The organism is Streptomyces sp. NPDC033136 (assembly GCF_055578235.1).
Genome location: NZ_JBVIPD010000005.1, coordinates 431559 through 443717, shown reverse-complemented (window position 1 = coordinate 443717; position 12159 = coordinate 431559). Strand labels below are relative to the sequence as shown.

At 73.6% G+C, this 12159-nt stretch carries 11 protein-coding genes; 10 read left to right on the top strand and 1 reads right to left on the bottom strand.

What is annotated here, in order from left to right; translation table 11 throughout:
* Positions 1-34: 34 nt before the first annotated feature.
* From cobM to cobC, 6 genes are read left to right on the top strand one after another with little or no spacing between them, the layout of a single operon-like run.
* Positions 35-853: a precorrin-4 C(11)-methyltransferase gene (cobM, locus tag ACZ5TL_RS12610; RefSeq protein ID WP_468589485.1), complete on the top strand. Its 819-nt coding sequence runs from the start codon at positions 35-37 to the stop codon at positions 851-853.
* A complete protein-coding gene (gene cbiE, locus ACZ5TL_RS12605; protein ID WP_468589483.1) occupies positions 850-2088 on the top strand; it encodes a precorrin-6y C5,15-methyltransferase (decarboxylating) subunit CbiE in 1239 nt (412 codons plus the stop codon). The genes cobM and cbiE overlap by 4 nt, the downstream gene beginning before the upstream one ends.
* On the top strand, positions 2085-3776 hold the full coding sequence (cobJ, locus tag ACZ5TL_RS12600; RefSeq protein WP_468589482.1) for a precorrin-3B C(17)-methyltransferase: 1692 nt from the start codon (positions 2085-2087) through the stop codon (positions 3774-3776). Before cbiE ends, cobJ begins: the two co-directional genes overlap by 4 nt.
* A complete protein-coding gene (locus ACZ5TL_RS12595) occupies positions 3773-4360 on the top strand; it encodes a precorrin-8X methylmutase (RefSeq protein WP_468589481.1) in 588 nt (195 codons plus the stop codon). Before cobJ ends, ACZ5TL_RS12595 begins: the two co-directional genes overlap by 4 nt.
* On the top strand, positions 4357-5301 hold the full coding sequence (locus ACZ5TL_RS12590) for a sirohydrochlorin chelatase (protein WP_468589480.1): 945 nt from the start codon (positions 4357-4359) through the stop codon (positions 5299-5301). The genes ACZ5TL_RS12595 and ACZ5TL_RS12590 overlap by 4 nt, the downstream gene beginning before the upstream one ends.
* Positions 5291-6346, top strand: coding sequence for an Rv2231c family pyridoxal phosphate-dependent protein CobC (gene cobC / locus ACZ5TL_RS12585; protein WP_468589479.1), 1056 nt, complete (start codon positions 5291-5293; stop codon positions 6344-6346). Before ACZ5TL_RS12590 ends, cobC begins: the two co-directional genes overlap by 11 nt.
* A gap of 431 nt (positions 6347-6777) precedes the next feature.
* On the opposite strand, the gene ACZ5TL_RS12580 is transcribed toward cobC, so the two are convergent.
* A complete protein-coding gene (locus ACZ5TL_RS12580; protein ID WP_468589478.1) occupies positions 6778-7869 on the bottom strand; it encodes an amidohydrolase family protein in 1092 nt (363 codons plus the stop codon).
* 131 nt (positions 7870-8000) lie between these two features.
* Between ACZ5TL_RS12580 and ACZ5TL_RS12575 the strand changes: the two genes are divergently transcribed.
* The 4 genes from ACZ5TL_RS12575 (at position 8001) to ectB (ending at position 12154) form a co-directional block, all read left to right on the top strand.
* Positions 8001-9113, top strand: coding sequence for a pyridoxal-phosphate-dependent aminotransferase family protein (locus tag ACZ5TL_RS12575; protein ID WP_468589477.1), 1113 nt, complete (start codon positions 8001-8003; stop codon positions 9111-9113).
* Positions 9114-9436: 323 nt separating this feature from the next.
* Entirely contained in the window at positions 9437-9976 is a 540-nt protein-coding gene (locus ACZ5TL_RS12570; RefSeq protein ID WP_468589476.1) for a DinB family protein, read from the top strand.
* Between the two features lie 340 nt (positions 9977-10316).
* Entirely contained in the window at positions 10317-10823 is a 507-nt protein-coding gene (gene ectA, locus ACZ5TL_RS12565) for a diaminobutyrate acetyltransferase (RefSeq protein WP_468589474.1), read from the top strand.
* 59 nt (positions 10824-10882) lie between these two features.
* Positions 10883-12154 carry a diaminobutyrate--2-oxoglutarate transaminase gene (gene ectB / locus ACZ5TL_RS12560; RefSeq protein WP_468589473.1) on the top strand — a complete coding sequence of 424 codons (1272 nt, stop codon included), beginning with the start codon at positions 10883-10885 and terminating at the stop codon, positions 12152-12154.
* The last annotated feature ends 5 nt before the right edge of the window (positions 12155-12159 follow it).

Sequence of the window (12159 nt, the reverse complement as noted above, 5' to 3'; positions counted from 1 at the left end):
CACCGTCAACCCCCTGTACGAGAGGACCCCTTCCATGGCCGACGCCCCCACCGGCAAGGTGACCTTCGTCGGTGCCGGCCCCGGCGCCGCCGACCTGCTGACGTTCCGTGCCGCACGCGCCATCGCCGAGGCCGACGTCGTGATCTGGGCGGCCAGCCTGGTCCAGGCCGAGGTCCTCGAGCACGCGCGCGAGGACGCGGAGATCCTCGACTCGGCGACCATGTCCCTGGAGGACGTCGTCGCCGTGTACGAGCGCGCCCGCCGTGAGGGCCTGAAGGTGGCCCGCATCCACTCCGGCGACCCCGCCCTGTGGGGCGGTACGCAGGAGCAGGTCGACCGGTGTGCCGACCTCGGCATCGCGACCGAGATCGTGCCCGGTGTGTCCTCCTTCTCGGCCGTGGCGGCCCTGGCGCAGCGCGAGCTGACCATCCCCGAGGTCGCGCAGTCCGTGGTGCTGACCCGGCTCGGCGGCGGCAAGACGCCAATGCCGCCCGGAGAGGAGGTCCGCGAGTTCGCCAGGCACGGCACCACCATGGCGGTCTTCCTGTCCGCCGCCCGCAGCGGGCAGCTCGTGCGGGAGCTGCTGGAGGGCGGGTACCCGACGACGACCCCGGTCGTGGTCGCGTACCAGGCGACCTGGCCGGAGGAGCTGATCGTGAAGTGCACGATCGGCACGCTGGAGGAGACGGTCAAGGAGCACAAGCTCTGGAAGCACACCCTGTTCCTGGTCGGCCCGGCCCTCGACGCGCACGGCACGCGCTCGCACCTGTACCACCCGGGGCACTTCCACGGCTACCGCAAGGCGGACCCGCAGGCCCGCCGGGCGCTGCGCGAGCGGGGGGCGAGTACGTGATCACCGTGGTCGGCACGGGGACGGGGGCGCCGCCTTCCGACGACGTCCTCGCCGGTGCCGAGCTGGTCGTCGGCGGACGGCGGCATCTGGATGCCGCACGGCTGCCCGACGGGGTGGGGCGGGTCGTGCTCGGGCCGCTCGCACCCGCCCTCGACACCGTCGCCGCGTACGTCGCCGAGGACCGGCCGGTGGTGGTGCTGGCCTCGGGCGACCCGGGGTTCTTCGGGATCGTGCGGGCACTGGCCGAGCGGTTCGGGCCCGAGCGGCTTCAGGTGCGGCCGGGGGTGTCCTCCGTCGCCGCCGCCTTCGCGCGGATCGGGCTGCCGTGGGACGACGCCGTGGTCGTGAGCGCCCACGGGCGGGAGCTGCGGACGGCCGTCAACGTGTGCCGGGCGCAGGCGAAGACGGCCGTGCTGACCGGGCCGGGAGCGGGCCCGGCCGAGCTGGGTGCCGCGCTGGCGGGCGCGGCCCGGGTGCTGGTCGTCGCGTCCGGGCTCGGCTCGCGGGCGGAGCGCGTGGAGCGGGTGACGCCCGCCGAGGCCGCCGCCCGGGACTGGGGCCCGGCGGTGAACGTGGTGCTGTGCCTGGACGAGGCGCGGGCGCTCGGACCCGTGCGTACGGTCGCGGGGCCCGGGGAGCGGCCGGCCGGCTGGGCCCTGGACGAGGCGGAATTCGCGCACCGCGACTCGATGATCACCAAGTTCGAGGTGCGGGCGCTCGCCCTGGCCCGGCTGGGTCCCCGGCTCGGCGACCTGGTGTGGGACGTGGGCGCGGGCTCCGGCTCGGTGGCCGTGGAGTGCGCCCGGCTCGGGGCGGCGGCCGTCGCCGTCGAGAAGGCCCCCGACGGGGTGGAGCGGATCCGCGCCAACGCCGCCGCGCACGGCGTGGACGTGCGCGTGGTGCACGGGTCGGCGCCGGGCGCGCTGGCGGACCTCGCCGACGACCCGGACGCCGTGTTCGTCGGGGGCGGCGGGCGCGAACTGCCCGCGGTCGTCGCCACCTGCGCGCGGCGTGCCCGGCGCACGGTGGTCGTCGCCGTGGCCGCGCTCGACCGGGTGCCGGCCGCGCGCGAGTCGCTGACGAGCGCCGGCTTCTCCTGCGACGGCGTGCTGCTGCAGTCGTCCCGGCTCGCGCCGCTGCCGGGGGATGTGACCCGGCTCGCCGCGGCCAACCCCGTTTTCCTGCTGTGGGGCGTCCGGCCTCCGGTACGTATCGATGAAGGAGTCGCTCAGTGATCGGCCTCATTTCCGCCACCGCGGCGGGAGCGGCTGCCCGAGACCGGCTGGCCGCCGCGTGGCCGGACCGCACCCGGGTGTACGAGGGTCCCGTCGGGGACGCCGTACGGGCCGCGTTCGCGCAGTGCGAGCAGCTCGTGTGCTTCCTGGCGACGGGGGCGGTGGTGCGGCTGGTGGCACCGCTGCTGTCCGGCAAGACGGAGGACCCGGGCGTGGTGTGCGTCGACGAGGGCGGGCGGTTCGCCGTGTCCCTGCTGGGCGGGCACGCGGGCGGGGCCAACGAACTGGCCCGCGAGGTGGCCGACGTGCTCGGCGCCGAGCCGGTCGTGACCACGGCGACGGACGCCGTGGACCTGCCCGGCCTGGACACCCTCGGCCTGCCCGTGGAGGGCGATGCCGCCGCGGTGTCGCGGGCGCTGCTGGACGGCGAGGCGGTGGCGCTGCGGGCCGAGGTGCCCTGGCCGCTGCCGCCGCTGCCCGTCGCGGCGGAGGGGCCGTACGCGATCCGGCTGACCGACCGGCTCGTCGAGGCGGCCGGGAACGAAGTGGTGCTCCGGCCCCCGTCGCTCGTCGTCGGCGTGGGCGCCTCCCGGGGTGCTCCCGCCGAGGAGGTCCTGGGTCTGATCGAGACGGCGCTGCGGGACGCGGGGCTGTCGGCGCGCAGCGTCGCGGAGCTGGCCACCGTCGACGCCAAGGCCGGGGAGCCCGGCATCGTCGAGGCCGCGCGGCGCCTCGGCGTGCCCCTGGTGACGTACTCCGCCGGGGAGTTGGCCGGGGTGGACGTGCCGCACCCGTCCGACGCGCCGCTCGCCGCCGTCGGCACGCCCTCGGTCGCGGAGGCCGCGGCCCTGCTGCGCGGCGGCGAACTCCTCGTCCCCAAGCGGAAGTCCGCCGCGAGTCCGGCCATGGCGACCTGTGCCGTCGTACGGCGCCCCGGGCGCGGGCGGCTCGCGGTGGTCGGACTCGGGCCGGGCGCCCGGGACCTGCTCACGCCACGCGCGAAGGCCGAACTCCGCCGTGCTTCCGTGCTCGTCGGGCTCGACCAGTACGTCGACCAGATCCGCGATCTGCTGCGCCCCGGTACCCGGATCCTGGAGTCGGGGCTCGGGGCCGAGGAGGAGCGGGCGCGCACGGCCGTCGAGGAGGCCCGCGAGGGGCAGGCCGTCGCGCTGATCGGCAGCGGGGACGCGGGCGTCTACGCCATGGCCTCCCCCGCGCTCGCCGAGGCCTCGGACGACATCGACGTGGTCGGGGTGCCCGGGGTGACGGCGGCACTCGCGGCCGGTGCGATCCTGGGCGCCCCGCTGGGCCACGACCACGTGTCGATCAGCCTGTCCGACCTGCACACGCCGTGGGAGGTCATCGAGCGGCGGGTGCGGGCGGCGGCCGAGGCGGACCTCGTGGTCACCTTCTACAACCCGCGCTCGCGCGGCCGCGACTGGCAGCTCCCCAAGGCGCTGGACATCCTCGCCGGGCACCGGGCGCCCGCCACCCCGGTGGGTGTCGTCCGCAACGCCTCGCGGCCGGACGAGTCCAGCAGGCTCACGACCCTGGGCACCCTCGATCCCGCGACCGTCGACATGATGACGGTCGTGACCGTGGGCAACACCGCGACCCGGGAGATCGCCGGGCGCATGGTGACGCCGCGCGGCTACCGCTGGCAGGCATCGCAGGAGGGCGCCGAGTGAACCGCGTCGTGCATCCGATCGAGGAGGAGTCCTACCGGCGGCTGCGCGCCCGGCTGGACACCTCGCACTTCCCGCCGCTGACCCGGGCGGTCGTGGAGCGGGTCGTCCACTCCGCCGCCGACCTCGGCTACGCGACCGATCTCGTCATGGACGAGGCCGACCTGGAGAAGGCACACGCGGCGCTGCACGCCGGGGCGCCGGTCGTCGTGGACGTGGAGATGGTCGGGGCCGGCATCACCCGTCGCGAGACCGTCTGCCGGCTCGGGGACGCCGAGTCCGGTCCGGGGCTGACCCGTTCCGCGCACGCGATCCGGCTCGCCCACGAGCAGGTCGGCCCGGGCGCCCTGTGGGTGATCGGCAACGCGCCGACCGCGCTGGAGGAGCTCCTGACGCTGGACGCCTCGCCCGCACTCGTCATCGGACTGCCCGTCGGGTTCGTCGGCGCGGTCGAGTCCAAGGCGGCGCTGCGCGAGAGCGGGCTGCCCGCCGTGAGCAACGTGTCCGAGAAGGGCGGGTCGGCGGTCGCCGCCGCCGCGCTCAACGCCCTGCTGTACCACCCCCCGATCGCCGAGGAGAAACTGTGACCACCCCGCCCGCCCTGCTCATCGCCGGCCACGGCACCCGGGACGACGCCGGAGCCGAGGCGTTCCGCGACTTCGTACGGCGGCTGGGCGCCCGGCACCCCGGACTGCCCGTCGCGGGCGGCTTCATCGAGTTGTCCCCGCCGCCGCTGGGGGAGGCCGTCACCGAACTGGTGGAGCAGGGCGTACGGCGGTTCGCCGCCGTGCCGCTGATGCTGGTGTCCGCCGGGCACGCCAAGGGCGACATCCCGGCGGCGCTGGCCCGCGAGAAGGAGCGGCACCCCGGGATCTCGTACACGTACGGGCGTCCGCTGGGCCCGCACCCGGCGCTGCTGAGCGTGCTGGAGCGGCGGCTGGACGAGGCGCTGGGCACCGGGCCCGGGCGCGCTCCCGGCGACCGCTCCGACGTGACGGTGCTGCTAGTGGGGCGCGGCTCGACGGACCCGGACGCCAACGCCGAGGTGCACAAGGCGGCGCGGCTGCTGTGGGAGGGGCGCGGGTACGCGGGCGTGGAGACGGCGTTCGTGTCGCTGGCGGCGCCGGACGTGCCGAGTGGGCTCGACCGGTGCGTGCGGCTGGGTGCCCGCCGGATCGTGGTCCTGCCGTACTTCCTGTTCACGGGCATCCTGCCGGACCGGGTACGGCACCAGACGGAGGGCTGGGCGGCCGCGCACCCGGAGGTCGAGGTGCGCTCGGCCGACGTCATCGGGCCGGAGCCGGAGCTGCTGGACCTGGTGTGGGAGCGGTACGAGGAGGCCGTGAAGGGCGATCTGCGGATGAACTGCGACTCGTGCGTGTACCGCATCGCCCTGCCGGGCTTCGAGGACAAGGTGGGGATGCCGCAGCAGCCGCACTTCCACCCGGACGACGACGACCACCACGGGCACGGGCACGGGCACGGGCACGGGCACCATCATCATGGCGCGCACTCGCATGCGCACTGAGAGCGGGCACGATCTGCGCCACCACGGGGACGCGGAGGTCCGGGACGACGGCGGCTCGCTCGTCGACCTGGCCGTCAACGTCCGCGCGGACACGCCGCCGGTGTGGCTGCGGGAGCACATCGCCGCGTCGCTCACCGGGCTGGCCGCCTACCCGGACGGGCGGGCCGCCCGGGCGGCGGTGGCGGAGCGGCACGGGCTGCCGCCGGAGCGGGTGCTGCTGACGGCCGGTGCGGCGGAGGCGTTCGTGCTGCTGGCTCGGGCACTGAAGGTGCGGCGGCCGGTCGTGGTGCATCCCCAGTTCACGGAGCCGGAGGCGGCGCTGCGGGACGCGGGGCACACGGTCGGCCGGGTACTGCTGCGGGCGGAGGACGGCTTCCGGCTGGACCCGGCGGCCGTCCCCGAGGACGCGGACCTGGTGGTGATCGGCAACCCGACGAACCCGACGTCGGTACTGCACCCGGCGGACACCGTAGCCGCCCTCGCCCGGCCAGGGCGGGTGCTGGTGGTGGACGAGGCGTTCATGGACGCGGTGCCGGGCGAGCGGGAGGCCCTGGCGGGCCGCGTCGACGTGCCGGGGCTCGTGGTGCTGCGCAGCCTGACCAAGACGTGGGGGCTGGCCGGGCTGCGGATCGGGTACGTGCTGGCGGCGCCGGAGATCGTCGAGGATCTTGAGCGGGCGCAGCCGCTGTGGCCGGTCTCCACGCCGGCGCTGGCTGCGGCCGAGGCGTGCGTGGGGCCACGGGCGGTCGCCGAGGCGGCCCACGCGGCCCATCGCATCGCGGCGGACCGCGCCCACCTGCTGGCGGGCCTCGCCGGGGTCGCCCCCGCCGGGCTGCGGATCGTCGAGCCCGCGCAGGGCCCGTTCCTCCTGATCCGTCTGCCGCGCGGGGCGGCCGTGCGCCGGCGTCTGCGCGACCTCGGCTACGCCGTGCGCCGCGGGGACACCTTCCCCGGCCTGGACGAGGAGTGGCTGCGGCTGGCGGTGCGGGACCGGAGGACGGCGGACGGGTTTTTGCGGGCGCTGGAGCGGGCGCTGGAGCGCTGAACCTCACCTGCGGGCGGCCGCGGCCGTTCAGCGGGGACACGTCCAGGCCGGTGCGCAGCACGGTGGCGCCCGCCCGTCCGTGGCCGCCGGCGGCCTGCGCCGGGCTCAGGCCGCTCAGTGCCCCGCCGTCCGGCGGCCAGGGCCGGGGCCGTGGCCGCCGGACGGCGGGCGCGCGTGCGGACAGGTGCTGGCGTAAGGGCGTGCGGACATGCGCGTACGGGCGCGGGCGTGCGGACATGCGCGTGCGGGCGTGCGGAAAAAGGCTGTCCACGGTGGGACTCCCGGAGACGCAGGAAGAGAGAGGCACGGGCCCCGGAAAATCGCCGCCCCGCGCGCGGCGTCCGCGATCCGATGCCGCTCACTCCGACGTGGCGAGACCGTGGATGCCTGCGCATCGCCCGGCACGGCGTTCCCCGCCGTCACGCTCGCGGTTACCCGACCACGCGCCCATTCAGCACCACCCGGCGCGGCGACGCCAGTACGCGTACGTCGCCGCGCGGGTCCTCGTCGTAGACGACGAGGTCGGCCGGGGCGCCCTCGTCCAGGCCGGGACGGCCGAGCCAGGTGCGGGCCGTCCAGGTGCCCGCCGCCAGGGCCTCGACGGGCGGGATGCCGGCGGTGACCAGTTCGGCGACCTCGGCCGCCGCCAGCCCGTGGGCGAGGCCGCCGCCGGCGTCGGTGCCGACGAAGACGGGGATCCCTGCGTCGTAGGCGCTGCGGACGGTGTCGTAGCGGCGTTCGTGGAGTCGGCGCATATGGGCCGACCAGCGTGGGAACCGGCTCTCGCCGCCGTCGGCGAGCCGCGGGAAGGTCGCGATGTTGACCAGGGTGGGGACGATGGCGACGCCGCGTTCGGCGAACAACGGGATGAGTTCCTCCGTCAGTCCCGTCGCGTGTTCGATGCAGTCGATGCCCGCCTCGACCAGGTCCCGCAGGGAGTCCTCCGCGAAGCAGTGCGCGGTGACCCGGGCACCCAGGTCGTGGGCCTGGGCGATCGCCGCCTCGACGGCATCGCGGGGCCAGCAGGCCGACAGGTCGCCGAGGTCGCGGTCGATCCAGTCGCCGACCAGCTTCACCCAGCCGTCGCCGCGGCGGGCCTCCTGGGCGACGTAGGCGACCAGGTCCTCCGGCTCGATCTCCCAGGCGTAGTTGCGGATGTAGCGGCGGGTGCGGGCGATGTGCCGCCCGGCACGGATGATCTTCGGCAGGTCCTCGCGGTCGTCGATCCAGCGGGTGTCGGAGGGCGAGCCCGCGTCGCGGATCAGCAGGGTGCCCGCGTCCCGGTCGGTCAGCGCCTGCTTCTCGGCGACGTCCTCCGGGACCGGGCCGTGCCGGTCGAGCCCCACGTGGCAGTGCGCGTCGACGAGGCCGGGCAGGGCCCAGCCCCGGACGGCACGGATGTCACGGACGCCGACGGGACGGTCGTAGCAGACGCGGCCGTCGACCACCCAGAGTTCGTCCCGGACGTCCTCGGGCCCGACGAGCACCCGTCCCTTCACGTGCAGCACCGCGCGATCGTTCATGCACCGCACCTTAGTGAGGCACGGGCCGGGCGCTGAAGGGGGTTGGTGCCCGAGGGACTCACCTCGATGAGGGTCGAGGGCGTCCGGCTACCCTCGTTGCCGTCGAACCTGTGAGTGAAGAGAGCATTGCCGTGACGCATCCGTTTCTGGACCTGGCCCCGCTCGGCGCGGACCGCTTCGCCGCCATCGAGGACCGTGTGGCGCGGCTGCTGGGCACCGGGCAGGACGTCGTGATCATGCAGGGCGAGGCGCTGCTGCCGCTGGAGGGTGCCATCCGTGCCACGGCCGGGCCGGGCACGACGGCGCTGAACGTCATCACGGGGCCGTACGGGCAGACCTTCGGCGACTGGCTGCGGGACTGCGGTGCCACGGTGATCGACCTGGCGGTGCCCTTCCACACGGCCGTCACGGCCGAGCAGATCCGGGAGGCCTTCGCCGAGCACCCGGAGATCGACTTCGTGTCCCTGGTGCACGCGGAGGCGGCCACCGGCAACACCAACCCGGTCGCGGAGATCGGCGAGGTCGTGCGGGCGCACGGGGCGCTGTTCTACCTGGACGCGGTGGCGTCGATCGGTGCCGAGCCGGTGCTGACGGACGCGTGGGGCGTGGACCTGTGCGTGATCGGGGCGCAGAAGGCGATGGGCGGGCCGGCCGGGGTCTCGGCGGTCTCGGTGAGCGAGCGGGCCTGGGCCCGGATGGCGGCGAACCCTCGCGCGCCGCGCCGGTCGTACCTGTCGCTCCTGGACTGGAAGGAACGGTGGATCGACGGCGGCCGCAAGGCACTGCCGCACGCGCCCGCGCAGTTGGAGATGCTGGCGCTGGAGGCGTGTGTGGAGCGGATCGAGGCGGTGGGTCCGGACGCGGTGATGGCCCGGCACGCGTCCGCCGCGGCTGCCACGCGGGCCGGTGCCGTCGCGCTCGGTGGCGGTCTGGAGCCGTATGTGTACGAGGCCCGTGACGCGGCGCCCGTCGCCACGACGCTGCGGGCGCCGGCCGGGGTGGTGGCCTCGGAGCTGGTGGGACGGGCTCTGGAGTCGGACCCGGCGGTGCCGGTCGCCGCAGGCGGGGGCGCCTTGGCCAAGGAGATGATCCGGGTCAACCACTACGGGGCCGATTCGACGCCGGGAGCGGTGCGGGCGAGCCTGGCGGCGCTGGGGGGCGCGCTCTCGGAGGCAGGGCTGCCGGTGGATGTGGCGGGGGCACTGCGGGCGGCCGAGAAGGCGTGGCGACAGTCGTCGGCTTAGACGGCCGAGACGGTTGAGACCGCCGAGACAGACTGCCGAGACGGACGAGACGGACGAGACTGCTGAGACGGTTCAGACAGCCGAGGTCCACCGGAGGCTCCGTTTTCGGGCCTCCGATCTGCGTCAACTTGACCCGGCCCTAAAGGACCGGGCTTGGAGGTAGTGCCCAACTGGCTGCTGGGGTGGACTCCTCCGTCCAGGCACCCCCTGAAACACAGGCTGGCGTGACCGGGACGGTGCGGGCCGGTCTGTTCGGGACGGCACCATCCGGCGTGACCGGGACGGTGCGGGCCGGTGTCAGTGCCCCCTGGCATGCTCCCCGCATGACCACCAACACCCCTGCCGACGCCCCCGCCACCCTGCCCGACGGCCGCCCCGTGCCCCGCCTCACCGGTGACGAGCGCGCCATGCTGGAGAGCTGGCTCGACTTCCACCGGGCCACGCTGGAGCTGAAGTGCGCCGGGCTGGACGACGCCCAGGTGCGGACACCGTCGGCCCCGCCGTCGGAGCTGACCCTGCTCGGGCTGGTGCAGCACCTCGCCGAGGTCGAGCGGAACTGGTTCCAGCGGGTGGCCGGGGGTCTCGGCGTACCACCCGTGTACGAGGACGGCACCGGTTACACCCTGGATCCCGGGCGCGGGCTCGACGAGGCACTCGAAACCTGGCGGCGGGAGATCGCGCGGGGGCGGCAGCTGTGCGCGGGTCTGCCGCTGGACCACGTCGGGCGGGTCGCCGAGGGGCCCGCGCCGGGGATGGAGGTCAGCCTGCGCTGGGTGCTCATTCACATGATCGAGGAGTACGCACGGCACAACGGTCACGCCGATCTCCTGCGAGAACGCATCGACGGAGTGACCGGGACCTGAATTCGACCTGTTATCCGAGATATCTCACATGTAAGCTGGCACACAATATAAGAATTCTCTCAAGAATAGCTTCCCGTACTCTTCTGCCCGCTTTTCACGGTCCTAAACACGCAGATCCCAAGAACCTTGCACAGGGCAATTCCGGTAGGTCTCGTAGACGTTACGCAGTTGTGACTCGTTGCACACAGAGACCGTTTTGCCCGTTATTACCCGGACAATATCGGGCATACAGTCGCCCGTCCGGGCGAAGCCTCGCGCTCGCGCGATAACACATACGTGGCTCATATGTAACCCTTATCGGCGATGCAATTTCAAATTTCGCTGGGTAAATTCATTTCGCATGACTGCCGTACAAGCAGATCCGCTAATCGACCGCCCGACGGTGGCTGACGGAGCCGCGCTCTGGCGGATGGCGAAGGACTCGAAGGTTCTCGATGTGAACTCGTCCTACAGCTATCTGCTGTGGTGCCGCGACTTCGCCGCCACGTCGGCCGTCGCGCGCGACGAGCGTGGCGAGCCGATGGGCTTCATCACCGGGTACGTGCGGCCGGACAGCCCGCGCACCCTGCTGGTCTGGCAGGTGGCGGTGGACGAGGCCCACCGCGGGCGCGGGCTGGCAGCCGCGCTGCTCGACGGTCTGGTCGCGCGGACCGTGGCCGATCGCGAGGTGACGACGGTGGAGACCACCATCACCCCGGGCAACACGGCCTCGGAGCGCCTGTTCACGTCGTTCGCCGAGCGTCACGGCGCGCGGCTGGAGCGCGAGGTGCTGTTCGACACGGGGCTGTTCCCCGACGGACCGCACGACGCAGAGGTGCTGTACCGCATCGGCCCGCTGCCCCACTGAGACTTCCCGCCCCACCCCACTCCCGCAGACTTCCCCCACGTACCGAGGAGCGATTCGTCGTGACCATCACCCAGCCCGACCTGAGCGTCTTCGAGACCGTCGAGTCCGAGGTGCGCAGCTACTGCCGCGGCTGGCCCACCGTCTTCGACCGTGCGGTGGGCAGCCGCATGTACGACGAGGACGGCCATGAGTACCTCGACTTCTTCGCCGGAGCGGGGTCACTGAACTACGGGCACAACAACCCCGTCCTGAAACGCGCGCTGATCGACTACCTGGAGCGGGACGGCGTCACGCACGGGCTCGACATGTCGACCACCGCCAAGCGCACGTTCCTGGAGGCCTTCCAGAACCTGCTGCTGCGCCCGCGCGACCTGCCGTACAAGGTCATGTTCCCCGGCCCGACCGGCACCAACGCCGTGGAGGCCGCGCTGAAGCTGGCGCGGAAGGTGAAGGGGCGCGAGTCGATCGTGTCGTTCACCAACGCCTTCCACGGCATGTCGCTGGGCTCGCTGGCCGTGACCGGCAACGCCTTCAAGCGGGCCGGCGCCGGTATCCCGCTGGTGCACGGCACGCCCATGCCGTTCGACAACTACTTCGACGGCACCGTCGAGGACTTCCTGTGGTTCGAGCGGCTGCTGGAGGACCAGGGCTCCGGCCTGAACAAGCCGGCCGCCGTGATCGTCGAGACCGTGCAGGGCGAGGGCGGCATCAACGTGGCCCGGCCCGAGTGGCTGCGCGCCCTGTCCGAGCTGTGCGAGCGGCAGGACATGCTGCTGATCGTCGACGACATCCAGATGGGCTGCGGCCGTACCGGGGCGTTCTTCTCCTTCGAGGAGGCCGGCATCACGCCGGACATCGTCACCGTCTCCAAGTCCATCAGCGGCTACGGCCTGCCGATGTCGCTGTGCCTGTTCAAGCCGGAGCTCGACGTCTGGGAGCCCGGCGAGCACAACGGCACCTTCCGCGGCAACAACCCCGCCTTCGTGACGGCGACCGCGGCCCTGGAGGCGTACTGGGCCGACGGCTCCGCCATGGAGAAGCAGACCCGCAAGCGCGGCGAGCAGGTCGAGCAGGCCCTGATCTCCATCACCGAGGAGAACCTGGCCGACGTCAAGGAGTACCGGGGCCGCGGCCTGGTGTGGGGCATCGAGTTCCACGACAAGGAGCGCGCGGGCAAGGTCGCCAAGCGCGCCTTCGAGCTCGGGCTGCTGATCGAGACGTCCGGCCCGGAGAGCGAGGTCGTGAAGCTGCTTCCCGCCCTCACCATCACGCCCGAGGAACTGGACGAGGGCCTGACGACGCTGGCCCGCGCCGTCCGCGAGACCGCCTGACCCAC

What these genes read in the sequence shown, in the direction of transcription:
- cobM (WP_468589485.1), top strand. Translation starts at nt 35, where the DNA reads ATGGCCGACGCCCCCACCGGCAAGGTGACCTTCGTCGGTGCCGGCCCC.
- cobC (WP_468589479.1), top strand. Translation starts at nt 5,291, where the DNA reads ATGCGCACTGAGAGCGGGCACGATCTGCGCCACCACGGGGACGCGGAG.
- ACZ5TL_RS12580 (WP_468589478.1), bottom strand. Translation starts at nt 7,869, where the DNA reads ATGAACGATCGCGCGGTGCTGCACGTGAAGGGACGGGTGCTCGTCGGG.
- ACZ5TL_RS12570 (WP_468589476.1), top strand. Translation starts at nt 9,437, where the DNA reads ATGACCACCAACACCCCTGCCGACGCCCCCGCCACCCTGCCCGACGGC.
- ectA (WP_468589474.1), top strand. Translation starts at nt 10,317, where the DNA reads ATGACTGCCGTACAAGCAGATCCGCTAATCGACCGCCCGACGGTGGCT.